We start from the raw sequence: 23,211 nt of genomic DNA on the forward strand, positions 1-23,211 counted from the left end.
ATCTGTCCAGATGGCTGAACCTCGAAGCGTCCAGGGCTATATCGACCAGACCCCGTCATGGCCCGACGGGACGCCGACCCCCAGTGTGCCGATGACCCAGATGCAGTGGCGCATCTGGACGCTCGCAACCGCCGGAAAGTTCTTCGAAGGCCTGGTCGTATTCATGACCGGCGTCGCCTTGCCGCTGATCGTCGAGGAATTCGGTCTTTCGCCCACCGGCAAGGGCCTGGTGAGCGCCGCCACCCTGGCCGGCATCATGATCGGCGCCATCGCGCTGGGCGGCCTGGCCGACACCTACGGTCGCCGCCGCATGTTCGTGATCGAAATGCTGGTCTTCGTCGTCTTCCTGGCCGGCCTGACCGTCGCACCGAGCTTCGGCTGGCTGGTCTTCTTCCTGTTCGGCGTCGGCCTGGCGCTGGGTTGCGACTACCCCACCGCGCACCTCGTGATCTCGGAGAGCATTCCCAGCCGCGACCGCGGCAAGCTGGTGCTGGGCGCCTTCGCCTTCCAGGCGATTGGCGCGCTCGTCGGCACGGCACTGGGCTTCGTGATCCTGACCTTCGATGCCTCGCTCGATGCCTGGCGCTGGATGTACGCCATGGCGATCGTACCGGCCGCGTTCTTGGTGTTCGCCCGGCTGTTCGTGAGCGACAGCGGCCAGTGGCTCGTGAGCCGCGGCCGCCACGCCGAGGCGGAGCGCGAGCTGCGGCGCCTCCTGAAGCGCAGCCCGCAATACCCCAAGCAGGTGCGTCTGGCCGAGGGTGCCTCTTCTGCCACCCGTGGCCATCACCGGCATGGACGCTGGGGCGAGCTCTTCAACCGGAAGAACCGGCGCGCCACGATCCTGGCTTCCGTGCCCTGGTTCCTGCAGGACCTCGGGACCTACGGCATCGGCATCTTCACGCCGACGATCCTCGCCCACACGATCGGGCACGAGGTCGTGAAGGCCCACAACGTCACGGCGATCATCGCCCGCGATCTCCAAGGGGCAAAGGGTGCGGCCCTGGTCGACATCTTGCTGATCGTGGGCATCCTCGCCGCCGTGCTGATGTCCGACAGGGTGGGCCGGATCCGACTCCAGGTGCTGGGCTTCCTCGGCTGCGCCGCCGGGCTCGCCATGGCCGCGCTGCAATCCCATGTCGAGGAGCCGGCGCGCACGATGCTGCTGTTCGGCGGCTTCATGCTGTTCAACTTCATGACCAACCTCGGGCCCAACGCGCAGACCTATCTGCTGGCCGGCGAGGTCTTCCCGACCCATATCCGAGGCAAGGGAGCGGGCTTCGCCGCCGCCTTCGCCAAGATGGGGGCAGTGCTGACGGCCTTCATCTTCCCGGTGATCCTGGCCGACGCGGGGACCGACTTCCTGCTGACCGCCCTCGTCTTCACATCCCTGCTCGGCGCGCTGGTCACCTGGTGGTTTCGCATCGAGACGGCAGGCGTCAATCTGGAGGAGATCGGGCGCTAAAAATCGGCTGCCGGGCTTCGCCTCGCGGTGAGGGACGGGTAACCTCCGGTCAATGGACTCGCCGATCCGGGAGCTGTTGCGCTCGCCCGACTTCCTGAGACTGTGGCTGGTCGGCGCCTTCGCCAATGCGATGCGCTGGCTGGAGCTGCTGGCGTCTGGCCTTTTCGCGTGGGAGGTCACGCACTCCGCCTTCGCCGTCACGGTCGTGGTCGCCTTGCGGCAGATTCCGCAGCTCCTGTTCGGCGCCTTCGCTGGCGCCATCTCCGAAGCGGTGAACCGCAAGCTGATCTTCATGCTGGCGCTCGTGGTGCCGGCCCTGATCTCGACCCTGCTCGCCTCGCTCGCCGTCGCGGGCCACCTCGAAGTCTGGCATGTGGCGCTGGGCAACCTCGTCTCCGGCACGATGTGGTCGACCGAAATGTCGACCCGCCGGCGCATGGTCGGCGAGGTCGCCGGTCCGCACCGGATCGTCAACGCCATCGCGCTCGACAGCGTCACCTCGGCGGCGACGCGCGCGGTGGGGCCGCTGCTGGGCGGCATCGCCTTCGAATGGCTGGGCATGAAGGGTGCCTACACCCTCACCGCCCTGGTGCAATTCGCCGGCGCCTTCGCGATCGCGGGCCTCGCCCACGCGCAGGTGACGCGGCGGCTCGACCTCGTGCGCATTCCCCACGACATCGCCGAAGGGCTGCGCTTCGCCTGGACGCGGCCCACCATCCTGCTGGTGTTCGGCGTCACCATCGTCACCAACGCTTTCGCCTTCGCCTATTCGGGCCTGGTGGCACCGCTCGGCCAAGGCGAGTTCCATGTTTCGCCGGCCCTGGTCGGGCTGCTGGCGGCCGGCGAGCCTCTGGGCGCGCTGATGGGCGGTGCGCTGATTGCGGCGGGCCTCCTGCGCATGGACCGGCGGCTCGCCTTTGCCGGCGGCGCGGCGCTGTTCATGGTCGCGCTCATCTTCATGGCGCTGTCGCCGTCCTACTGGCTGGCCTTCGCCCTGCTGGTGATCGGCGGCTTCGGAACGGCGGGTTTCGGCAACATGCAGTCGACCCTGATGCTGACCGAGGCCCCGCCCGAGATGCGTTCCCGGCTGATGGGCGTCGTTACGGTGTGCATCGGGACAGGCCCGCTCGGACAGCTCGCGGCCGGCGCGCTGTCCGACGAACTCGGCACCCGAGGCGCCGTTGTCGTGATGGCGGTCGCCGGGCTCGTGCTCACCGGCGCCATGGTGCTGGCGCTGCGCAGAAGACCGGCGCCACCAGGGTCGTGAAGACGGCCTTACGGCCGAGCGGTCACTTCAAGAGCTTCAGGCACTCACCGGCCGCTTCGGCGGCAGCGCGGGCGGTGTCGCGGGACATCGAGCCGCCCATCACCATGGGGCGGGCGACGCTGGTGAGGGCATCCTTGATGTTGGTCTGGGGCGTCATGGTGGGCGCGACCTTGCCGTAGAGCAGCTGCCCGTCCTTGGAGAGCTGAGCCGAGCAGGCCGCGGCGGCAGCCTGGTCGGCCTGGGCAGCGGCGGGCAGAAGGGAGAGGCCGAGCAGGGGCAGAAGGATACGACGCATGACTTAAGCTTCCTCGAAAATCCAGTTCGTGGTCACTATAGCGACTCTTCGGATGGGAAAGCACAGACGTTCCGTCGCGCCTGTCGGTGCTGCAGGCGTTCGATCATCTGACATGATAATCCGTTAAATATTCATGGACCCCGCGGCGGAACGGCGGCATGAATGACGCAGAAATTTGAACGGCACCCGCAACTTTAGAGGGTTTAAGGAGTGGATCCGGTGCAGGACGGCGACCCTATAATCGCGATCCAACCCGAGGCACTACCGCCGAAGCCGCGTCGCGTGGACGGCCGGGCGCTCCGCAGCGAGCGCACCAAACAGATCATCATCGAAGCCTATCTGGAATTGCTGAACGAGGGGCCGCAGTTGCCCACGGCGGCGCAGATTGCCCGACGCGCCGGCTATTCCGTGCGATCGGTCTTCGAGCGCTTCGATGATCTTCTGGCTCTTACCATCGCCGCAGCCGACTATGCCTTTGCCGAGACAATAGCCCGCGCCATTCGTCAAGACCGGAGCGGCACCCGGATCGAACGCCTGCACGCCAATGTCGAGAGGCGTTCCAGCATCTGCGAGCGCTGGCTCCCGCTATGGCGGGTTCTGCTGCATCATCAGACCGAATCGGAACTGGTAAGCGAGCGCATCAGACAGATTCGCGACGTGACGTGGAGAGGCCTGGCGCTGAACTATCATGCCGAACTTGCCCCGCTGCCGGAGGTCGAACGAAAGATATTGCTGATCGCGCTGGAGCAACTGACGGACTTCGAAAGCTGGGGCCGCACGCGCGAGCGCCATGGCCTGTCGGTCGCCGAAGCGCGCAAGGCCTGGATCACGGCGATCGACCGTCTGCTGCCTCCCACTCCACCGGACCAGGCGCAAGCAGCAACTGCATGACGGTTGCGGGATTTACGCCGCGATAGCTGCCCTTCACCGAGTTGAAGGAAGTGCCGAGGCGGAACGCTTCGCCCGAGTAGAGAGTCAGGCGCGCACGAGGGTCTTGATCGCGAGCACGGGCTTGCCGGACTTCTCGGCGACCTCGCGATCCTGCTCCGCGATGATTTCGCGGGCGGGCAGATCCTTCTCGAGCCCTTCGAGGGCTTCGAGCGGGACGCGCCGGTTGGAGCGCTGGCTGCCGTCTTCGTAGGTGACGTTGAACAGCACGTACTCCGTACGCTTGCTGGATTTCTTGGCCATGGGGCCTCCATATCGGTTCAGGTCCGTCGACCACGAGGGCGTGTCTCGGCGTTCCCCGTCGGAAATGCGTAGAGAAGTGCTGCGTCTCGCGGGCCAACTCGCCCGAAAGGCAATGAAAAACCCCGCACCCAGAGGGTGCGGGGTCATCTCAAGTCGCTGAACGTGGCCGCCGTTACCGGCAGCCGCGCGATCAGCCGACCGACTTCAGGTTGTCGGCCGACATCTTGCCGCTGCGACGATCGGAGACGAGTTCATACTCGACCTTCTGACCTTCGTTGAGCGTGCCCATGCCGGCGCGCTCGACGGCGCTGATGTGCACGAAGGCATCGGCACCGCCGTTGTCCGGCTGGATGAAGCCGAAGCCCTTCTGAATATTGAACCACTTCACGGTTCCCGTCGCCATGGGTAACCCTTTCACTACTTTAGATATGCTGAACCGCGCGGCGTCCCACAGAAAAAACAAAGGGAACGCGCAGCCGGCCGTCGAATTCGCACTGGTTTTCGGGATCAAAGTTCGTGGAGCGGGCTGCCGGCGAAACCGGAAACGCGGACCAAAATCGTCTGTCCGTCTATCGACCGCCTGCATATGGCCTTTTGCCGGGGGTTTTGCAAGGACCGATTGGCCGCAGTGCGAAGCGCGGCTAGGCTCGATCCGACGTGTCGTGCAGGGAGAATATCTTGGCGGATCATCCCAAAGTGCTCATCTCGGGCGCAGGCCCGGTCGGCCTCACGCTCGCCAACGAGCTCGTCCGCCACGGTATCCCCGTTCGAATCGTCGACAAGGCAGTGCAACGGACCGACAAGTCGAAGGCGCTCGTCCTGTGGAGCCGCTCACTCGAACTTTTCGACGACGCCGGCTATGTCACCGGCTTCCTGGCTGCCGGCATGCCGGCACACGGCGCCCGGATCTCGACCGGCACGCAGGTCGTCGCCGAGGTGTCGTTCGGCGTGATCGACAGCCGCTTCGCCTATGCGCTGATGATCGCGCAAAGCGAAACCGAGCGCGTCCTCGAGGAGCGACTGGCCGCTTCCGGCGTGACGGTCGAGCGCGAGGTCGAACTGACCGGGTTCACCGACACGGGCTCGTCGGTCGAAGCCAGGCTCGCGAAAACGAACGGCGCACGTGAAACCGTCGAAACGGAATGGCTGATCGGCTGCGACGGTGCCCATTCGGCGGTGCGGCATGGGCTCGGCTTCGAGTTCGAGGGCTCGACGCTGCAGTCGCATTGGGCGCTGGCCGATGGACATATCTCTGGCCTCAGCCCTGGCGACCATCTGCACATCTTCTGGCACCGTGACGGCATCCTGGCCTTCTTTCCCATCGCGGCCGATCGCTGGCGGGTGATCGCCGATCTCGGACCGGCCAGGGACTCCGACACGCATCCCGACCCGACGCTCGATCAGATCAACGAGCTGATCGCGCGCCGCGGTTCGCCCGGCATCGTGATGTCCGACCCGGTGTGGCTGGCCGCCTTCCGCATCAACGAGCGCAAGGTCAGGGACTATTCGAGAGGCCGCGTGTTCCTGGCGGGCGACGCGGCGCACATCCACAGCCCGGCGGGTGGCCAGGGCATGAATACCGGCATGCAGGACGCCTTCAATCTCGCCTGGAAACTCGCGCTCGTCATCGAGGGGGCCGCTAAACCGTTCCTGCTCGACAGCTATTCGCGGGAGCGCAGCGCCGTCGGTGACCGCGTGCTGAGGAATGCCGGGCTGATGACCGAAGCCGCAACGCTCAGGAATCCGCTCCTGCAGGATGTGCGGAATGCGATCCTGCGGTTTGCCACGGGCTTCCCACAGATCCGGCACAGGGTCGCCGACCAGCTTGCCGAGATGGATATCGGCTATCCGGACAGTCCCCTGACCGCGCACGCCGCCGGATTCTCCGACGGCCCGAAGCCCGGGCAACGCTGGCCGCAGCGGCTCCCCGACGGCATGGGCGGCCGCAAGTTCACCGCATGGGGTCCGGCCGTCGTCGTGACGGCCCTTGCTGACAAATTTCCCCGGCTGGTGGTGGCTGTCCCCGGGGGTCACACGCTGCGGCTCATCCGGCCCGATGGCTATGTCGGCTTCGCGGGATCATCCGCGGACTCCGCACGCGCCGAAGCCTATCTGGCGGCTCTGGTCTGATGTCATCGGATCGACCTTCCGGAACGTATCGGAGGGCCAATCGTTGGACGGCCTGACCTGCAGACCCTCTGGAGACGCTTGATGTCCGACGGCCTCACGAACCCGCCCGCGATCGCGATCGCGACCGACATGGTGTGCCATATCATCGTGAAGGCACGGGAATTCGACGTTCAGGACGTCGAGACGGATCCCGATTCAGCCTCGAATGCTGCCGACGATGGCGGGATTTCGATCCTGGAAGAGCATGAGGACGATCCCACCGAGGCCGAACTCGTCGCCTTCATCGAGGCCCTCGACGAGGACGAGAAGGTCGATCTCGTGGCCTTGTTGTGGCTCGGCCGGGGCGACGGCGACCTCGAGGACTGGGAAGATCTGCGCATCCAGGCCCGCGACTCGCGCAACGACCGGACCTCGGCCTATCTCCTGGGGCAGCCCCTGCTCGCCGACCATCTGGCTGACGGTCTGTCCGCGCTAGGCCTGTCCTGCGAGGATTTCGAGAAGGACCACCTGTAGCTTCCGCTCAGGGCATCGTTCCGTGCGGCCGCTTTTCTCCCGGCCGCACGCGCCGATCCTCATCTTCAGGCCTGACGGTCCGTGCCGTGTCTCCGTCGCGTGAGGGCACGCGCTCCTCGATATCCGTCCTGCCGTCGATCTCGCCGTTGGCCCGTTCGCGGGCTTTGGGGTCCCGATCCTGGTTCATCTCGTCCTCCTCGTTGGGAAGCGAACGGGGAGGCACGCAACGGGTTGCCGAGACCGTTGCCTCAGCGGCGACGGCGCGGTTTCGGCTGCGATGAGGCCGGGACGACCTCGTCACGGTCGAGATTGTCGTGATGCTCGTCCATGAGCCGGTAGTCCATGGTGAGCTCCTCGCCGGCCTCGATGTCGCGCAGGGCGTAGTAGGTCACGTCGCCGTCATCGGAGCCGATGTTGGGATCGGCAGAGTGGTTCATGTACCAGCCGGTCGAAATGCGCAGGAAATCAAGCGGGACCCAGTACCCGCGCGCGGTTCGGATACCGAAGCGCTTGATGAGCTGCACCTGCGGCGAGGCATGAGCCCTCGCGGCAGGGATGAAACGGCTGTCCTTGCCGTCCCACACCCGGACCAGCTCGTCCTTCTTGATGTCGATGTCGGCGAAGCAGCCGAGACCGTGAATCGAGGAGGCACCGAGATAGACGAACGCCTTGCTGGTCTTGCGCTTCATGGAGGGCTGACTTTCGTAGAGGCGGCGGACGTCAGCTCTTCACGATGAACGGCTTGGCCGCGGCATCGTAATCGGCATAGCCCAGCGTCGTGCGCAGATCGGCCGGCGACAGGGCGCTCTTGCTCTCCGCTTCTCCGGCCTTGAGCGCCGCCAGTCCCGCCTTCATGCCGGCGGCGGCCGGCGACAGCATGCCGGTCGGATAGGTACCGATCTTGAAGCCAAGCTTCGCAGCCTCCGTCTGTGACGGCGTGGCGCGCGGCGCGCCGGGCGACAGGACGGCAAAGGACGGACGGCCCTTGGCGGCGGCGATCCCGCGCCGGATCTCCTCGTCATCGGCCGGCGAGTCGAGAAACAGGATGTCGGCGCCCTCCTCGACATACATCTCGATGCGCGCCACGGCCTCGTCGATACCCTGCGTCGGCCGGCAGTCGGTGCGCGCCAGGACGAGGATGCCCGACTCCTTCGCTGCCTGGACGGCGGCGCGGATCTTCATGCGCGCTTCCTCGCGCGGCAGGCAGGGCTTGCCGGCGGCCGTGAGCGCGCGCGGCGTGATCTTGTCCTCGATGAGCACCGCGGCGGCACCGGCGCGGCCATAGGCGCTGACCGTGCGCTGCACGTTCATCGCATTGCCGTAGCCGTGATCGCCATCGGCCAGGACCAGCAGGTCGGGCGCCGCGCTGTGCACCATGTTGAAGGAATCGAACATCTCGCCAAACGAGACGAGGTCGAGATCGGGACCGCCCAGGCGGCTGGCGGCCACGCAAGAGCCCGAGAGGAACGCCGTCTTGAAGCCCTCGCCATAGGTCAGCTTCGCGGTGAGCCCGTCCCACACGGCCGGCATGACGACGAGGCCGGGCTCGGCCAGCAGGGCGCGCAGACGCTGGGGGGCAGTGGTCAAGACGATCTCCTCGGATTCGCTGAAAGGCGGCGGACGATAGCAGACCAGGAAGCCGGGTCGACACCACGACCGCCTGCGGTCTAGGCTCTCATTCGCACTGCAATCCCACGGAGACCACAGCACCAACAACAAGACATCATCGGAGGAAACAAAGAATGAAAGCCGACAAGACGCGTTTCGTTTCGGTCTTCCTCGCCGCCGGCCTTATCGGCTGGTCCGGAGCCTCATGGGCGCAGAAAAGCGGCGGCACGCTGCGCATACAGCATATGGACACGCCACCGAGCGCCTCCATCCACGAGGAGTCGACCGTCTCGGTCGCCGTCCCCTTCATGGCGATCTACAACAACCTCGTCGTCTTCGATCAGAACGTTCCGAAGAACAGCCTCGACTCCATCGTGCCCGACCTCGCGACGGGCTGGGAAACGAAGGATGGCGGGCGCAAGCTGGTCTTCACGACCCGCGACGGCGTGAAGTGGCACGACGGCAAGCCCTTCTCGGCAGCCGATGTCGCCTGCACGTTCGAACTCATCCTCACGCCCGACCGACTGCGCCGCAATCCGCGCAGCGCCTGGTACGGCAACGTCGAAAAGGTGACCGCCGACGGCCCGACGGAGGTGACCTTCCACCTGAAGCAGCCGCAACCTTCGCTGCTCGCATTGCTAGCCTCCGGTTACACGCCGATCTATCCGTGCCACGTGCCGGCCGCCGACATGCGGCGCAAACCGGTCGGGACCGGCCCGTTCAAGCTGGCCGACTTCAGAATGAACGAGGGCATCAAGCTGGTGAAAAACCCGGACTACTGGAAGCCGGGTCGCCCCTATCTCGATGCCATCGAGTTCTCGATCATCCCCGATCGCTCGACGCGGATGCTGTCCTTCGTCGCCGGCAAGTTCGACATGACCTTTCCGGCCGACGTCACCGTGCCGCTCCTGAAGAACATCAAGCGCGACGCGCCCCAGGCGCAATGCACCATGCGCGAGAGCGGCGTCAGCACCAACCTGATCGTCAATCGCGAAGTCGCGCCCTTCGACGATCCGAAGATCCGCCGCGCCATGGCGCTGACGCTCGACCGCGAGGCCTTCATCAGGATCCTGAGCGAAGGAGAAGGCAAGATGGGCGGCGCCCTGCTGCCGCCGCCGGACGGCGTCTGGGGCCTGCCTCCGGAGAAGCTGGAGGGCCTCATCGGCTATGGCGACGTGGACAAGGCGCGCGAAGAAGCAAGGGCGCTGATGAGCCAGGCGGGCTACGGACCCGACAAGCGGCTGAAGCTCAAGGTCAGCACCCGCAACATCGCCACCTACAAGGACCCGGCGGTGATCCTCATCGACCAGCTCAAGCAGATCTGGATCGATGCCGAACTCGAGATCATCGACACGACGATCTACTACAACCGCGTCTTCAAGAAGGATTACGTCGTCGCGCTCAACCTCACCGGCAGCGCGGTCGACGATCCGGACGTGACGCTGTTCGAGGGCTATGCCTGCGGCTCGCTGCGCAACTACAACAACTACTGCGACCCGGAGATGACCAAGCTCTTCGAGGAGCAGTCGCGCGAAACCGACCGCAGGAAGCGACAGGAGCTGGTCTGGGCGATCGACCGGAAGCTTCAGGAGGACGTGGCGCGGCCGATCATCAGCCACGGCCGCATCGCCGGATGCTGGCAGCCGCACGTCAAGAACGTGACGCTGCACATCAACAGCATCTACAACAACTGGCGCTTCGAGGACGTCTGGATCGATCGCTGACTTCGGGTCAGCCGGTGGCCTTCAACAGCAGCTTGCCGGCGACACCCCGACCCTCGAGGCGACGGTGCATCTCCGCCGCCTCGGCCAGCGGAAACACACCCTCGATGGGCACCTTGAGCCAACCTTCGACGAGGCCAGCCAGCACCTGCTCGACCCCCTCCCGCCACTCGGCCGACGACTGGTCGATATGGCCGAGATGCAGGCGGGTGAAGGTCTGGGAGCGCGGCAGGATGCGCTCGCGGATGTTCTTGAACGGCTGCCCCTCGGCCTCGCCGATGCTGATGATATGACCCAGCATCTTCACGACGCCGAACGTGCGGTCGAGCATGGTGGCACCATAGGAATCGATGGCGAGATCGACACCCTTGCCGCCGGTGAAATCGAGCACCGCGCGCTCGAAATCCTCCTGAGAGGTCACGACGACCCGCGAGGCGCCATAGGCCAGCGCCCTGGCCTCCTTGCCCGGCGTGCCGGTCGTGCCGATCACGCGCGCGCCGGCATGGACCGCGAGCTGGGTGCACATCAGCCCGACGCCGCCGCCGATCGCATTGACCAGCACGGTATCGCCGGGCCCGATGCCGCCATGGATCGTCCACATCATGTGCCAGGCGGTCAGCGCCTGGATGGGAAAGGCCGCGCCCACGTCGAGGCCGACGGCCTCCGGCAGCTTGATCAGGCCCTTCGCCGACGCGACGCACTTCTCGGCATAGGCGCCGCCCTTCTCGGGGAAGGTCGCGACGCGATCGCCCACCTCGACGCCCGTCACGCCGGGGCCTAGCGCGGCCACCGTCCCCGAGACCTCGAAACCCAGCACCATCGGATAGGTCATGGGGTGCGGGTAGATGCCCACGCGAACCTGCGTGTCGGCCCAGTTGCAGCCGGCATAGGCGACGTCGAGCAGGACCTCGCCCGCGCCGGGCACAGGATCGGGCAGATCGGCCAGCACGAGTTGCTCGGGGCCTCCGGTGGCATGGATGACGACGGCCTTCATAGGGTCCCTCCCGCGATGTTTGCGGCGAGAGACTTGCAGCTTCGGTGCCAGATCGACCCGGACGGTTAGCCTTTTTCCGCCAGCACCTCGCGCAAGCGGGCGGTCGCGGCGCGACCGATGACGAGCGGGTCGGTCATGCCCTCGAGGACGAGGCGGCTGGTCGATCGTGTCGGCGCGTCGACGCGGCGCAAGCGGTCGCGATTGATCATCACCGACCGGCCCAATCGCACGAACGAGCCGGACGGCAGCACCTCTTCGAAATGCGCCAGCGTCCGCAGGATCATCACCGGCGGCTGCCCGGCCACGAACACGCGCACGAAGTCGCCGTCGGCACAGAGTGCCACGATCTCCGTCGGCGCGACGAGCAGGGTCCGGCGGGGCGTCCTGAGTTCGATCGTCCCGGCGGCCGGCGGCACCGCCTGCAGGGCGATCTGCCGCGCCGCGCGCACCAGCGCCCGCTCCAGGCGCGCCGGCTCCACCGGTTTGAGCAGGAAATCGACGGCTTCGACCGCGAAGGCATCGACCGCGTGCTCGGCATAGGCCGTCACGAAGACCACGATGGGCGGCCGTTCCAGCGAGTCGAGAAGGTCGAAGCCGTCCCGGCCGCCGCCCAGCTCGATGTCGAGGAGCACGAGGTCGGGCTGCGTGCTCGCGACCTGACCGCGCGCGGCATCGGTACTGTCGGCCTCACCGACGATCTCCACCTCGGGATGGGCCGCCAGCAGCCGCCGCAGGGCGCTGCGCGCGAGCGGCTCGTCGTCGACGATCAGGACCCGCACGGCTCGCCCCTGAGTTCGAGCGTCGCGATCACTCTCTTGTCCCCGGCATGCTCGCCGATCTCGGTTAAGCTGAAGGCATGCCGGTCCGGATAGTGAAGCGCGAGACGACGGCGCACATTTTCCACCCCGATGCCGGGGCGCCGGCGGCGTGGCGAGCGCCGCGTCGTGTCGAGGATGCCGTTATTCTGGATCTCGACATGGAGCGTATCGCCGGCAAGGCGGATGTCGACGCGGAGGTCGAGGCCATCGTCGCGCCGACCGTGCTTCACGGCATTCTCCACCAGTGGCTGCAGCAGGAAGCTCGCGATGCGCCACGACGCGGCCTCGGGCATCACGTCGAGACGCGTGTGCAGGCGGTTGCCGAAGCGCGCCCTCTGGACGCCGAGATAGGCCATCAAGCCGGCAACCTCGTTCGAAACCGTTACGACCGTGTGATCGATTCCGTCGAGCGAATGACGCAGGTAGGCGGTGAGATTGCGCAGCATCTCGAGAGCCGCTGCCGGATGCTCGGGGATCTCCTCGGCGACCCCGTTCAGGGCATTGAAGAGAAAGTGCGGGTCGAGTTGAAGTCGCAGCTGCTCGAGTTCGGCCCGCAGGGTCTCGGCCTGCGCCCGCATCGCCTTGCGATGCTCGGCCTGCTCCGCCAGTTCGGCGCGCAGCCAGAAATAGGCGAGGCTCCATCCCGCCAGGACGAAGAAATAATGCACGAGCGGGATGAGGAATTCCTCGGTCCCGCGCCGGTCGGGCGTCACGAGCCAGGGAAGGGCCTCGTGAGCGACCACGATCGCGGTTGCCGTCACCAGCGCGCCGAGAAGCGAAAGCAGGCCGATCAGCGCCATGCCCCCGAGCGACACACGGGCCTTGAAGCGTCGCGAGACGTAGACGCTGTGCATCGCGGTCGAGATCGCGACGAGGCAAAGAAGGATGAGCCCCGTGCGGGCGAAGGCGACGCCGTAGCTATGGAAGGCTACGCGCTGCGCCATGACGTTGACGATCGCGAAGAGTCCCCATCCCGCAAGCTGGGCCTGCCAGAACAGGGGCAGGCCGTTCCACCGGGCAAGCAGGAAAGCGGACAAAAGCGTGAACTCCGGAGGGCGCAGCGGAAGTCTGGCGGAAGATTGGGCATTTGGCGAAGCGAGGCAAGCGCCACCCTTCCCGACGCGGGTCAGCGCCGTTCGCCGAGTTTCCTGCCGCGTTCACCGACTAGGGCCGCGACTGCGGATTTACGGCCCGAGAGTCGATGGCAACCTTGCATCCAGGCAACCGAGCGGAGGTAGGCAATGGCGACGGTGAAGTACGCGATCAAGGACAATTGGGGCTCGGGCTTCATCGGCAACATGACGGTCGACGGCGGCACGTCGGGGACCCATGGCTGGACGGTCGAGTTCGACGCCGGCTTCGCCATCACGAACATCTGGGGTGCCGAGATCGTCAGCCATGTCGGCACGCACTACGTCCTGCGCAACGCCTCGTACAATGCGAACGTCTCACCCGGCGGCAACATCACCTTCGGCTTCCAGGCGACCCCTGGTGCGACCGGCGGCACGGCGGCGACCGGCCTGTCGCTGAACGGCGACGGCAGCGTGCCGGCGCCGGTCCTGCCGACGCTCTCGGTCGGCGACGCGTCGATCGTCGAAGGTAACAGCGGCACCAAACAGATGGTCTTCACGGTCAGCCTCTCCAAGGCCGCCACCGGACCGGTGAAGGTCGACTTCGCGACCGCCAATGGCACCGCGACGGCCGGCCAGGACTATGTCGCCAAATCCGGCACGCTCACCTTCGCAGCCGGCGAGACGCAGAAGACGGTCAGCGTCACAGTCAATGGCGACACGGCGATCGAAAACAACGAGACGCTGAAGATAAACCTCACCTCCGCGACCGGTGCCACGATCGCCAACGGTGCCGCGACCGGCACGATCGTGAACGACGATGCACGGATTTCAGTTGCCGACGCCACGGTGACGGAAGGAAACAACGGTACCAGCAACCTGACCTTCACCGTCACGCTGTCCGCCGCGGCTTCCGGACCGGTCACGGTCGCCTACGCCACCAGCGACGTCTCGGCCAAGTCGGGCCAGGATTACATCGCCCAGACGGGCACACTGACCTTTGCCGTCGGCGAAACCTCGAAGGTCGTCAATGTCCAGGTGAAGGGCGACACGGTGGTCGAGGCCAATGAGACCCTGAGACTCACTTTGTCGTCGCCGACCGGCGCCACGATCAATGACGGCGTGGCCATCGGCACCGTCGTCAACGACGACACGGTGCCCTTGCCTTCGCTGTCGGTCAACGACGCTTCGTCGGCCGAGGGCAGCGCAGCGGTGTCCGGACACTCGACCTTCACCGTAAGCTTGTCCTCCGCTGCCACAGGCCCGGTGACCGTGCGGTTCGCCACGGCCGACGGCACAGCCGTGGCCGGCAGCGACTACGTTGCCCAGTCCGGCACGCTCACCTTCGCCGCCGGCGAAACGCAGAAGACGATCCAGATCGCCACGATCGGCGATGCGATCGTCGAGGCCGACGAAAGCTTCAGCCTCGTTCTCTCGAGCGCCAGCGGCGCCACCATCGCCGACGCGACCGGCATCGGCACGATCGTCAACGACGACGTGGCTTCGCCTGGGTTGCCGACACTCGGCATCTCCGATGCGTCGGTCATCGAGGGCAATCCCGGCGGCGGCGCGGCGCCCGGCTGGCTCAGCACCTCGGGCAACCAGATCGTCGATTCGGCTGGCCACACGGTGCAGATCGCCGGCGTGAACTGGTTCGGCTTCGAGTCCTCGACGCTCGCGCCGCATGGGCTGTGGACGCGCGGCTACAAGGACATGATGGACCAGATGGTCGATCTGGGTTTCAACACCATCCGCCTGCCCTTCTCCAGCGAGATGCTGCACACCGGCGCGGCGCCCAACGGCATCGACTTCAACAAGAATCCCGACCTCAAGGGTCTGTCGGCGCTGCAAATCATGGATAAGATCGTCGATTATGCCGGCGAGCTCGGCCTGAAGATCATCCTCGACCATCATCGCAGCAACTCAGGCGCTGGCACGTCGGATAACGGCCTCTGGTACGACAGCCAGTACACGCAGGCAGCCTGGGTCGCCGACTGGAAGATGCTGGCGGCGCGCTATGCCGACGACCCCACCGTCATCGGCGCGGACCTGCACAACGAGCCGTATAACGGCACCTGGGGCGGCGGCGGCGCCAAGGACTGGGCGCTGGCGGCCGAAACCGCGGGAAATGCCATCGGCACGGTCAATGCCAACTGGCTGATCTTCGTCGAGGGCGTCGGAACGTACAAAGGCGAGAGCTACTGGTGGGGCGGCAACCTGATGGGCGTGCGCGACCGGCCGATCGACCTCGCGCTCGACGACAAGCTGGTCTATTCGGCGCACGATTATCCCAACTCGGTCTACAAGCAGCCGTGGTTTCAGGGCGCCGACTTCCCCGCGAACCTGCCCGCCAAGTTCGATCAGATGTGGGGCTACATCTACAAGGAAGGCATCGCACCGGTGTGGATCGGCGAATTCGGCACCAAGCTGGTCGACCCGAAGGATGCGCCGTGGCTGGACGCGATCACCTCCTATCTGGGCGGCGACTTCAACAATGACGGCACATCCGACCTGGCGCCCGGTCAGAAGGGGCCGAGCTGGACCTTCTGGTCGTGGAATCCCAACTCCGGCGATACCGGCGGCATCCTGACCGACAACTGGACCGGCGTGAACCAGACCAAGATGGGCTACCTGACGCCCATCGAATACCAGTTCCACGAGGATGCGCCGGGCGACGGCGGGACGCCGAGCGGTCCGACGGCGAGTTTCGTGCTGACCCTCTCGGAGGCCGCGACGCACGAAGTGACCGTCGACTACCAGACCGTCTATGGCGAGGCGGGGGCGGCGGACTTCATCGCCAGCAACGGCCACGTCACCTTCGCGGTCGGCGAGCAGAGCAAGACGATCACGATCGAGATCACGCCCGACAGACTGGTCGAAGGCAACGAACATTTCGGTGTCGTGCTGACCAATGCGGTGGGCGCCACCATCTCGCGCGCCACCGGCACCGCCACCATCGTCGACGATGATACGGCAGTGACTCCGACTCCGCCCCCGACCTCGACGCCGGGTTCGGACGACGTCGATGCCGTCTTCGCGATCGTCAATTCCTGGTCGGGCGGCTTTAACGGCAGCGTGACGCTCGAGAACGACGGTGCGGACGCGGTCAACGGCTGGCAGGTCAAGATCGAGACCAGCAACCAGATCACCGACATCTGGAATGCCGTCATCGTGTCGCACGATTCGAGCGGATACGTCGTCGGCAACGCCTCGTACAACGGAACCATCGCCCACGACGGCGAGACGAGCTTCGGCTTCGTGGCGACGGGCGCACAAGATCCGTCGTCGGTCCACATCGACCTGCTGCACGCCTGAGCGCGGCTGCATCGGCGGCGTCTCGCCCTGCAGTTCCCGACGCGTGGCGGGAGCTTCCGGTCATCCCTCCCAGTGCCTAAAATCGGCGCTGGGAGGATTTTCGATGAAGTTCAGTTTCTCCGGCGAGCAGGAAGAATTCAGGACCAGCCTGCGGCGGTTTCTCGGCGAGCGCTCGCCCACCAAGGAGGTGCGGCGCCTGATGGAAACCGATGCCGGCTTCGAGCCCGCCGCCTGGCGCAAGCTCAATACCGAACTCGGCCTGACCGCGGTGCGTATCCCCGAGGCCTATGGCGGACAGGGCTTCGGCTTCGGCGAACTCGGCATCGTGCTGGAAGAGATGGGCCGGGCGCTGCTCTGCGCGCCGTTCTTCTCGACGGCCGTTCTCGCCACCGGCGCAATCCTGAACGCCGGCACCGAAGACCAGAAGCAGGCCCTGCTCCCGGGCATCGCCGCGGGCGACACGATCGCCACGCTGGCCTGGGTCGAGGACCCCGCCCATTGGGAGGGCGCCGCCACCCGGATGACGGCCACGCAAACCGGAAGCACCTGGAAGCTCGACGGTCACAAGAGCTACGTGCTGGACGGCCACACCGCCGATCTCATCGTCGTGCTGGCGCGCACCGCCGGCAGTTCGGGCGATGAGGGCCTCTCGCTGTTCACCGTCAAGGGCGATGCCAAGGGGCTGGAGCGGCGGAACCTCAAGGTGATGGATCCGACGCGCAAGCTGGCGCGGCTCGACTTCAAGGGCGTCGAGGCGACGCTGCTGGGCGACGCCGGAGCCGCGGCGGCGCCGTTCGCCCGCACCCTGGTCGAAGCATCGGTGTGTCTCGCCAACGAGATGGCCGGCGTTTCCGAGCGGCTGCGCGAGGACGCGCTGGCCTATGCCCAGATGCGCATGCAGTTCGGCCGGCCGATCGCCTCCTTCCAGTCGATGAAGCACAAGCATGCCGACATGCTGGTGGACGTCGAACTGGCGAAGTCGGCCGCCTATTACGCGGCCGCGGCGCTCGACGAAGGCGACGAGGACATCGTAGCCGTCGCGTCGATCGCCAAGGCCGCGGCCAGTGAGGCCGCCCTGCAGACTGCCGTTCATGCCATCCAGATCCATGGCGGCATCGGCTTCACCTGGGACAACGACACCCATCTCTGGTTCAAGCGCGCCAAGAGTTCGGAGGTGCTGCTGGGCGATGCCCATCACCACCGCGAGCAGATGATGCAGCACTGGGCCGCCTGAGGAGCAGGAAGATGAGCGAACTCACCGAAGACTCCGTCCGCGCCGAAGTCCGCGCCTGGCTGGAAGCCAACTGGAACCCCGAGCTGGGCCTCGTCGAATGGCGCAACAAGCTGGCCGATTCCGGCTGGGGCGTCCCGGGCTGGCCGAAGGAATGGTATGGCCGCGACCTGCCGGCCGGCCTCGTGCCCGTGGTCGACGAGGAATTCGCCCGCATCGGCGCGATCGGCGTCGCCAAGGCGGGCATCCGCACCCTGGCCGCCGCCACCATCCTGGCGCACGGCACCGACCTCCATAAGGAGAAGTACCTGCGCCGCATCCTGACCGGCGAGGATACGTGGTGCCAGCTGTTCAGCGAGCCGGGCTCCGGCTCCGACGTGGCGGGCGCCGTCACCCGCGCCGAGATGAAGGGCAACAAGTGGATCGTGAACGGCCAGAAGGTCTGGACGACCTCGGCCCATCACGCGCACTGGGGCCTGCTGCTGGCCCGGACCGACTGGGACCAGACCAAGCACAAGGGCCTCTCCTACTTCATCATCGACATGCACCAGCCCGGCGTGAACGTGCAGCCGCTGAAGCAGATGAACGGCCATGCCTCGTTCAACCAGGTGTTCCTCACCGACGCCGTGGTCGAACCGGAATTCCTGGTCGCCAACGTAGGCGACGGCTGGGCCGTGACGACGACGACCCTGATGCATGAGCGTCGCGGCGCCGACGGACTGCGCAGCTGGGCGATGGGTTCGGACCGCAAGGGCCGCGCCTACGACGAGGAGCGGGCCGAGATCGCGACCACGATGGAGCCCTACAAGTGGTATCCGCAGCGCGCGGGCCGGGTCGATCTGATCCTGCAGCGCGCCCAGGAGACTGGCCTCATCGACGATCCGGTGGTGCGCCAGGAGATCGCCCGCGTGCTGGTCATGTCCAAGGCCGCCGAATGGACGGCCCGCCGGGCGCGTGCGGCCGCCCAGCAGGGCAAGCCGCAGGGTCCCGAGGGCTCGCTCGGCAAGCTGGTCTCGAGCCACGTCGCCCGCGCCGCGGCGCGCGTGCACACGCAGCTCTCCGGCGCCGACGCGCTGCTGTCGGGCTCCGACAGTCCGATGAACGGCGTGATCGCGGAAATCCTGGTCTCGGTCCCGGCGACGTCGATCGCCGGCGGCACCGACGAGATCCAGCGCAACATCATCTCCGAGCGCGTCCTCAAGATGCCCAAGGAGCCGAGCATCGACACCACCAAGCCGTTCCGCGACGTGCCGCGGAACATGGTCAGATAAGGCGACCGACGGCGGTATCGTTTGATATCGCCGTCGCTTTTCTCACTACCGATTGGCCTCGCGCCGCGTGACCGCTACTGTCCGGTGCATGACACCGAGCCCGATCACGATCTTCCGCGCCCGCCGCATCCTCACCATGAACCCCGCCCGTCCCGAGGCCACGCATGTGGCCGTTCGCGAGGGCCGCATCCTGGGCGTCGGCCCGCTGGAGGAGCTTGCCGGCTGGGGCACCTACACGCTCGACGACCGCTTCGCCGACAAGGTGCTGATGCCGGGCTTCGTCGAGGGTCACAGCCACGCCGCCGAAGGCACGTTCTGGCGCTACACCTATCTCGGTCGCTTCGACCGCATGGATCCCGAGGGCAAGGTATGGCCTGGCGCCGAGTCCATCGAGGACGTGGTGGCACGCCTGCAGGAAGCCGAACGCCAGTTGGGCTCGCCCACGGAATCTCTGGCCGGCTGGGGACTGGATCCGATCTACTACGGCGACCGCCGCGTCGAGCGCGCCGACTTCGATCGCGTCTCGACCACGCGCGCGGTCGGCGTGATGCATGCGAGCGGCCACATCTTCAACGTGAACACTCGCGCGCTGGAGCTGGCCGGCCTGCTGCGGCCGGGCGTCAATCATCCGGGCATTCCGCTTGGGCCCGACGGCCTGCCGACCGGTGAGCTGAAGGGCCCCGAGGCGATGACCATCGTCGGCGCCCATATCGGCTTCGACCGCGAAGCGCTGGCCAACGACGAGAACGGCTTGCGCCGCTTCGGCAAGCTCTGCGTGCGCCAGGGTGTCACCACCGCGACCGATCTCGCGAACCTGCTGCCGGACGATGCCGTGTCGATGATGGCCCGCGTCACCGGCGAAGCGGGCTTCCCGGTGCGCATCGTGTCGTTCCGCCGCTTCCAGGCGCTGACGCCCGAGCAGGCAGTCGACATCGCCGTGAAGCTCAAGGCCAGGTCGACCGACCGGCTCCGGCTGGGCGCCATCAAGCTGTTCGTCGACGGTTCGATCCAGGGCTTCTCGGCGCGGCTGCGCTGGCCGGGCTACTATAACGGCGCACCGAACGGCCTGTGGTACACGCCGCCAGAGGCGATCGCCGGCCTCTACAAACTGGCGCTCGGGAAGGGCGTGCTGGTGCACAGCCATACCAACGGCGACCAGGCAACCGAGATGGCGCTCGACTGTCTCGAAGGCGCGCTGCTCGACCAGCCGGCCCGCGACCACCGCTTCACCCTGCAGCACTGCCAGCTGGCCGATGCCGCCCAGTTCCGCCGCATGGCGCGTCTCGGCATGTGCGCCAACCTGTTCCCCAATCACCACTTCTACTGGGGTGACCAGCATTACGAGACGACGGTCGGCCCGGAACGCGCCATGCGCATGAACGCCTGCGCGACGGCGCTGGCCAGCGGCGTGCCGCTCGCCATTCATTCCGACGCGCCGGTGACGCCGCTCGGCCCGCTCTTCACCGCCTGGGGCGCCGTCAACCGTCTCACCGCCAGCGGCCGCGTGCTGGGCACCAGCGAGCGTATCTCGGTGGCCGATGCGCTACGCACGATCACCCTGGGCGCCGCCTGGACCTTGAAACTCGACGGTGAGGTCGGCTCCATCGAGTGCGGCAAGCGCGCCGATTTCGCGGTGCTCGAGGACGATCCGCTGGAAATCGCGCCGGAGAAGCTGAAGGACGTGCGCATCTGGGGCACGGTCCAGGGCGGTCGCTCCTTCCCCGCAAATGGGGTGTGAGGGGCGGGGCGTGAGGAAAGGGCCGTGAGCGGGGCGCGGCTGCCGGTCACGGTGATCGGCGGCTATCTCGGCACCGGCAAGACGACCCTGGTCAACCGCCTGCTGCGCGCCGCCGACGGCCAGAAGCTTGCCGTCCTGGTCAACGATTTCGGTGCGACGCCGATCGACCGCGACCTCATCGTGTCGTCGAACGGCGACACGCTGGAAATCTCCGGCGGCTGCGTGTGCTGCAGCTATGGCTCCGATCTCATGGACACGCTGATGACGCTCCCCGTCCAGCGGCCGGACGTCGAGCGCGTGGTGCTCGAAACCAGCGGTGTCGCCCTGCCCGGCATGGTGGCCAGCGCCGTCACGCTCCTGGCGCCCTATCGCATCGACGGCATCGTCGTGATGGTCGATGTCGAGACGGTCCGGACGATGGCCGAAGACGCCTATCTCGGCGACACGATCACACGACAGCTCAGCGCCGCCGATCTCGTCGTCGCCAATCGCTGCGATCTCGTCGACGACGCCTCGCTTCAGCAGACCCTCGCCTGGCTGGCCCTGCAGAGTCCGTCGGCTCAGATTCTGGCGGCGATCCGGGCCGATATCGCGCCCGACCTGCTGCTGGGATTACGCGACGGCGCCCTGCCCCGTTTGTCCGCGACACTCGCCACGCCCGGCGCCCCTGACGCGGCTTCGCTCTACGAATCGCTCGAAGTGGACGTCCCTGAAGACATCGACGTCAGCGACCTCGGCCGGCGCCTCAGCGCACCCGGCACGGGCGTGCTGCGCGCAAAGGGCATCCTGAACGGGGTCGCGCTGCACGTCGTCGGCCGGCGCTTCGAAATCGATGCGGCCCCTGCCGGCGCGAAACCGGGCAGGCTGGTGGTGATCGGCCTGCGGGCGCGCCTCGACCGCCGCGCCGTGGAGCAGGCGCTTCAGCCGAGATTGTCGACGTCGTTGCGCAGCGCCTGACCGGCGCGAAAGCGCGCCAGGTTGTCGAGGAAGATGCCGAAGATCGCCTCGTTCTGACCCAGCGAATGGCTGGCGGTGTGCGGCGACACAAGCACGTTGGGCAGACCCCACAACGGCGAGGCCGCATCGAGCGGCTCGCGCTCGAACACGTCGAGATAGGCGCCGGCCAGCCTGCCGCTCTGCAAGGCGGCAATGACGTCTGTCTCCACCGCGATCTCGCCACGCGCGACGTTGATCAGATGGGCGCCTTCGGGCATCGCGGCAAAGGCCGCCGCATTGGCGATGCCGCGCGTCACCGGCGAGGCCGGGCAGCACAGGATCAGCCAGTCGGCCTGCGGCAGCACTTCGTGCAACTGCTCATAGGCGACGACCTTCTCGCACGGCTCCACGGGCTCGGCCGTCCGGCGCACGCCGATCGTGCGTATCCCCAGCATCGCGAGCAGCGAGGCGATGTTGCGGCCGATCGGCCCCATGCCGACGATGACGGCGCATTGCCCCGCCAGGTCGCGCGGTGAGCGCTCGGCCAGGCGCGGCTCCCAGGCATGGCGGCGCTGCGCGTCCGCGAGCAGCGGGAAACGCCGGTTGATCGCGATCACGGCCCCCAGCGTGCTGTGCGCCACGGTGACCGCCGTGGCGCCCGAGGCGGTCGTCACCTTCACGCCCCGCGCCCGCAGCTCGCGATAGATCGGGCGCTCGGCGCCGGCCGGATGGATCTGCAGCCATTTCAGGTTCGGGGACTTTCGCACCACCGTGTCGAAGCCCTGCAGCTCGGGAGTCGGATGGGTCGGGCTGGATTTGCCCGTGACCTCTCGGGTCATGAAGGCGATGTCGGCAGCGCTGGGACCCTCGGCCGCCAGCGCCTCCTCGGCGGTCAGGAAAGACAGCGTGCCCGGCGGAACGGCGGCCGCGATGCGCTCGCCCCAGATACGCTGCGCGTGGGACGACAACAGAAGCGTGATCATGCCGGCAGGATAACCAACCTTCGACCGCGATGACAGGCGTGGTACGGTTGGCCATGCTCACCCTGTATTACTCGCCCGGCTCCAGCTCCATGGCAGCCCACATCGCCCTCCACGAAGTCGGCGCTTCGTTCGACAAGCATGCGGTGTCGGTGCCGCGCAAGGAAACGCGCACCGCCGAATTCCTTGCCGTCAATCCGGCGGGCAAGGTGCCGGTGCTGATGATCGACGGTCGCCCGCTCACCGAAGTGGCCGGCATCCTCTACTACCTCGCGCGCACCTATCCGGCGGCCGGCCTGCTGCCGGCGGGCGACATCGAGGCCGAAGCCCAGGCGATCTCGTGGATGTCCTACGTCGCCTCGACCATCCATCCGGCGATCCGGCAGGGCGTCGCGGAAGCGCGCGAGCTCTATGCCGTGGCCGACAAGCGACTGGGCGACCGGACGTGGATCCTGGGCGATCGCTATTCGATCGCCGACATCCACCTGTTCCGCGTCTATTGGCGCTTCCGCGATCAGCTCGAGCGCCAGCCGGGCGAGTTCCCCGCGCTGGAGGCCCACCATGCCCGCATGCTGGAGCGCCCCGCCGTCAAGAAGACGATCGAGATCGAGAAGGCCTGAACGCCTCATTGGAGCGCGCCACTGCGAGCGGAGTAACCTCCGCTCTGA

General features: G+C 66.8%; 22 protein-coding genes. 12 read left to right on the plus strand and 10 right to left on the minus strand.

Translation table 11 applies throughout. The annotated features are described in order from the left end of the window. The first annotated feature begins 10 nt into the window (after nucleotides 1–10). Nucleotides 11–1,465: an MFS transporter gene (locus ACT6UX_RS00930; protein WP_444773257.1), complete on the plus strand. Its 1,455-nt coding sequence runs from the start codon at nucleotides 11–13 to the stop codon at nucleotides 1,463–1,465. A 52-nt stretch (nucleotides 1,466–1,517) separates the two neighbouring features. Next, nucleotides 1,518–2,732, plus strand: a complete 1,215-nt coding sequence (locus ACT6UX_RS00935; protein WP_444773258.1) for an MFS transporter — start codon at nucleotides 1,518–1,520, stop codon at nucleotides 2,730–2,732. A 22-nt stretch (nucleotides 2,733–2,754) separates the two neighbouring features. On the opposite strand, the gene ACT6UX_RS00940 is transcribed toward ACT6UX_RS00935, so the two are convergent. Then, nucleotides 2,755–3,027 carry a hypothetical protein gene (locus ACT6UX_RS00940; protein WP_444773259.1) on the minus strand — a complete coding sequence of 91 codons (273 nt, stop codon included), beginning with the start codon at nucleotides 3,025–3,027 and terminating at the stop codon, nucleotides 2,755–2,757. Between the two features lie 219 nt (nucleotides 3,028–3,246). On the opposite strand from ACT6UX_RS00940, the gene ACT6UX_RS00945 reads away from it, so the two are divergent. Continuing rightward, the gene (locus tag ACT6UX_RS00945; RefSeq protein ID WP_444773260.1) at nucleotides 3,247–3,918 is read left to right on the plus strand and encodes a TetR/AcrR family transcriptional regulator; all 672 of its coding nucleotides are present in this window, start codon (nucleotides 3,247–3,249) and stop codon (nucleotides 3,916–3,918) included. Between the two features lie 84 nt (nucleotides 3,919–4,002). Here ACT6UX_RS00945 and ACT6UX_RS00950 read toward each other — a convergent pair whose 3' ends face one another. Beyond that, a complete protein-coding gene (locus ACT6UX_RS00950; RefSeq protein ID WP_444773261.1) occupies nucleotides 4,003–4,218 on the minus strand; it encodes a hypothetical protein in 216 nt (71 codons plus the stop codon). Between the two features lie 190 nt (nucleotides 4,219–4,408). Next, nucleotides 4,409–4,621, minus strand: a complete 213-nt coding sequence (locus tag ACT6UX_RS00955) for a cold-shock protein (protein ID WP_298311601.1) — start codon at nucleotides 4,619–4,621, stop codon at nucleotides 4,409–4,411. Between the two features lie 275 nt (nucleotides 4,622–4,896). Here ACT6UX_RS00955 and ACT6UX_RS00960 point away from each other — a divergent pair, with 275 nt between their 5' ends. Both ACT6UX_RS00960 and ACT6UX_RS00965 read left to right on the plus strand, forming a co-directional pair. Beyond that, nucleotides 4,897–6,348, plus strand: coding sequence for an FAD-dependent monooxygenase (locus ACT6UX_RS00960; protein WP_444773262.1), 1,452 nt, complete (start codon nucleotides 4,897–4,899; stop codon nucleotides 6,346–6,348). 81 nt (nucleotides 6,349–6,429) lie between these two features. Next, entirely contained in the window at nucleotides 6,430–6,861 is a 432-nt protein-coding gene (locus ACT6UX_RS00965) for a DUF3775 domain-containing protein (RefSeq protein ID WP_444773263.1), read from the plus strand. Nucleotides 6,862–6,868: 7 nt separating this feature from the next. Here ACT6UX_RS00965 and ACT6UX_RS00970 read toward each other — a convergent pair whose 3' ends face one another. The 3 genes from ACT6UX_RS00970 to ACT6UX_RS00980 form a co-directional block, all read right to left on the minus strand. Next, nucleotides 6,869–7,048 (minus strand): hypothetical protein, encoded by a 180-nt coding sequence (locus ACT6UX_RS00970; protein ID WP_444773264.1) that lies wholly within the window; start codon nucleotides 7,046–7,048, stop codon nucleotides 6,869–6,871. A 61-nt stretch (nucleotides 7,049–7,109) separates the two neighbouring features. Continuing rightward, a complete protein-coding gene (locus ACT6UX_RS00975; protein ID WP_444773265.1) occupies nucleotides 7,110–7,550 on the minus strand; it encodes an SET domain-containing protein in 441 nt (146 codons plus the stop codon). A gap of 31 nt (nucleotides 7,551–7,581) precedes the next feature. Further along, entirely contained in the window at nucleotides 7,582–8,448 is an 867-nt protein-coding gene (locus ACT6UX_RS00980; RefSeq protein WP_444773266.1) for an isocitrate lyase/PEP mutase family protein, read from the minus strand. 155 nt (nucleotides 8,449–8,603) lie between these two features. Between ACT6UX_RS00980 and ACT6UX_RS00985 the strand changes: the two genes are divergently transcribed. After that, nucleotides 8,604–10,193 carry an ABC transporter substrate-binding protein gene (locus tag ACT6UX_RS00985; protein WP_444773267.1) on the plus strand — a complete coding sequence of 530 codons (1,590 nt, stop codon included), beginning with the start codon at nucleotides 8,604–8,606 and terminating at the stop codon, nucleotides 10,191–10,193. A 7-nt stretch (nucleotides 10,194–10,200) separates the two neighbouring features. On the opposite strand, the gene ACT6UX_RS00990 is transcribed toward ACT6UX_RS00985, so the two are convergent. The 3 genes from ACT6UX_RS00990 to ACT6UX_RS01000 form a co-directional block, all read right to left on the minus strand. Then, the gene (locus ACT6UX_RS00990; RefSeq protein ID WP_444773268.1) at nucleotides 10,201–11,184 is read right to left on the minus strand and encodes a quinone oxidoreductase family protein; all 984 of its coding nucleotides are present in this window, start codon (nucleotides 11,182–11,184) and stop codon (nucleotides 10,201–10,203) included. A gap of 65 nt (nucleotides 11,185–11,249) precedes the next feature. Continuing rightward, entirely contained in the window at nucleotides 11,250–11,963 is a 714-nt protein-coding gene (locus ACT6UX_RS00995; RefSeq protein ID WP_444773269.1) for a LytR/AlgR family response regulator transcription factor, read from the minus strand. Continuing rightward, nucleotides 11,951–13,039, minus strand: a complete 1,089-nt coding sequence (locus ACT6UX_RS01000; RefSeq protein ID WP_444773270.1) for a sensor histidine kinase — start codon at nucleotides 13,037–13,039, stop codon at nucleotides 11,951–11,953. Before ACT6UX_RS01000 ends, ACT6UX_RS00995 begins: the two co-directional genes overlap by 13 nt. A gap of 204 nt (nucleotides 13,040–13,243) precedes the next feature. On the opposite strand from ACT6UX_RS01000, the gene ACT6UX_RS01005 reads away from it, so the two are divergent. The 5 genes from ACT6UX_RS01005 to ACT6UX_RS01025 all read left to right on the plus strand — a co-directional run bounded on the left by ACT6UX_RS01005 (nucleotide 13,244) and on the right by ACT6UX_RS01025 (nucleotide 21,584). Further along, a complete protein-coding gene (locus ACT6UX_RS01005) occupies nucleotides 13,244–16,387 on the plus strand; it encodes a Calx-beta domain-containing protein (RefSeq protein ID WP_444773271.1) in 3,144 nt (1,047 codons plus the stop codon). 103 nt (nucleotides 16,388–16,490) lie between these two features. Beyond that, nucleotides 16,491–17,621 (plus strand): acyl-CoA dehydrogenase family protein, encoded by a 1,131-nt coding sequence (locus ACT6UX_RS01010; protein WP_444773272.1) that lies wholly within the window; start codon nucleotides 16,491–16,493, stop codon nucleotides 17,619–17,621. Between the two features lie 11 nt (nucleotides 17,622–17,632). Beyond that, entirely contained in the window at nucleotides 17,633–18,889 is a 1,257-nt protein-coding gene (locus tag ACT6UX_RS01015) for an acyl-CoA dehydrogenase family protein (protein ID WP_444773273.1), read from the plus strand. 88 nt (nucleotides 18,890–18,977) lie between these two features. After that, nucleotides 18,978–20,627, plus strand: coding sequence for an amidohydrolase (locus ACT6UX_RS01020; RefSeq protein WP_444773274.1), 1,650 nt, complete (start codon nucleotides 18,978–18,980; stop codon nucleotides 20,625–20,627). Between the two features lie 24 nt (nucleotides 20,628–20,651). Next, nucleotides 20,652–21,584, plus strand: coding sequence for a CobW family GTP-binding protein (locus tag ACT6UX_RS01025; RefSeq protein WP_444773275.1), 933 nt, complete (start codon nucleotides 20,652–20,654; stop codon nucleotides 21,582–21,584). Here the strand turns inward: ACT6UX_RS01025 and ACT6UX_RS01030 are convergent. Continuing rightward, on the minus strand, nucleotides 21,548–22,546 hold the full coding sequence (locus ACT6UX_RS01030; protein WP_444773276.1) for a D-2-hydroxyacid dehydrogenase: 999 nt from the start codon (nucleotides 22,544–22,546) through the stop codon (nucleotides 21,548–21,550). The two genes, ACT6UX_RS01025 and ACT6UX_RS01030, sit on opposite strands and share 37 nt — an antisense overlap. A 53-nt stretch (nucleotides 22,547–22,599) precedes the next feature. On the opposite strand from ACT6UX_RS01030, the gene ACT6UX_RS01035 reads away from it, so the two are divergent. Beyond that, nucleotides 22,600–23,163 (plus strand): glutathione S-transferase family protein, encoded by a 564-nt coding sequence (locus tag ACT6UX_RS01035; protein ID WP_444773277.1) that lies wholly within the window; start codon nucleotides 22,600–22,602, stop codon nucleotides 23,161–23,163. The last annotated feature ends 48 nt before the right edge of the window (nucleotides 23,164–23,211 follow it).

The organism is Reyranella sp., from assembly GCF_052439685.1.
Classification (GTDB): Bacteria; Pseudomonadota; Alphaproteobacteria; order Reyranellales; family Reyranellaceae; genus Reyranella.

Coding starts and splice junctions, on each gene's coding strand:
- ACT6UX_RS01035 (WP_444773277.1), top strand. CDS start 22,600: ATGCTCACCCTGTATTACTCGCCCGGCTCCAGCTCCATGGCAGCCCAC.
- ACT6UX_RS01010 (WP_444773272.1), top strand. CDS start 16,491: ATGAAGTTCAGTTTCTCCGGCGAGCAGGAAGAATTCAGGACCAGCCTG.
- ACT6UX_RS00975 (WP_444773265.1), bottom strand. CDS start 7,550: ATGAAGCGCAAGACCAGCAAGGCGTTCGTCTATCTCGGTGCCTCCTCG.
- ACT6UX_RS00955 (WP_298311601.1), bottom strand. CDS start 4,621: ATGGCGACGGGAACCGTGAAGTGGTTCAATATTCAGAAGGGCTTCGGC.
- ACT6UX_RS00950 (WP_444773261.1), bottom strand. CDS start 4,218: ATGGCCAAGAAATCCAGCAAGCGTACGGAGTACGTGCTGTTCAACGTC.
- ACT6UX_RS00970 (WP_444773264.1), bottom strand. CDS start 7,048: ATGAACCAGGATCGGGACCCCAAAGCCCGCGAACGGGCCAACGGCGAG.
- ACT6UX_RS00940 (WP_444773259.1), bottom strand. CDS start 3,027: ATGCGTCGTATCCTTCTGCCCCTGCTCGGCCTCTCCCTTCTGCCCGCC.
- ACT6UX_RS01020 (WP_444773274.1), top strand. CDS start 18,978: ATGACACCGAGCCCGATCACGATCTTCCGCGCCCGCCGCATCCTCACC.
- ACT6UX_RS01005 (WP_444773271.1), top strand. CDS start 13,244: ATGGCGACGGTGAAGTACGCGATCAAGGACAATTGGGGCTCGGGCTTC.
- ACT6UX_RS00965 (WP_444773263.1), top strand. CDS start 6,430: ATGTCCGACGGCCTCACGAACCCGCCCGCGATCGCGATCGCGACCGAC.
- ACT6UX_RS01015 (WP_444773273.1), top strand. CDS start 17,633: ATGAGCGAACTCACCGAAGACTCCGTCCGCGCCGAAGTCCGCGCCTGG.
- ACT6UX_RS01030 (WP_444773276.1), bottom strand. CDS start 22,546: ATGATCACGCTTCTGTTGTCGTCCCACGCGCAGCGTATCTGGGGCGAG.
- ACT6UX_RS00990 (WP_444773268.1), bottom strand. CDS start 11,184: ATGAAGGCCGTCGTCATCCATGCCACCGGAGGCCCCGAGCAACTCGTG.
- ACT6UX_RS00930 (WP_444773257.1), top strand. CDS start 11: ATGGCTGAACCTCGAAGCGTCCAGGGCTATATCGACCAGACCCCGTCA.
- ACT6UX_RS00985 (WP_444773267.1), top strand. CDS start 8,604: ATGAAAGCCGACAAGACGCGTTTCGTTTCGGTCTTCCTCGCCGCCGGC.
- ACT6UX_RS00935 (WP_444773258.1), top strand. CDS start 1,518: ATGGACTCGCCGATCCGGGAGCTGTTGCGCTCGCCCGACTTCCTGAGA.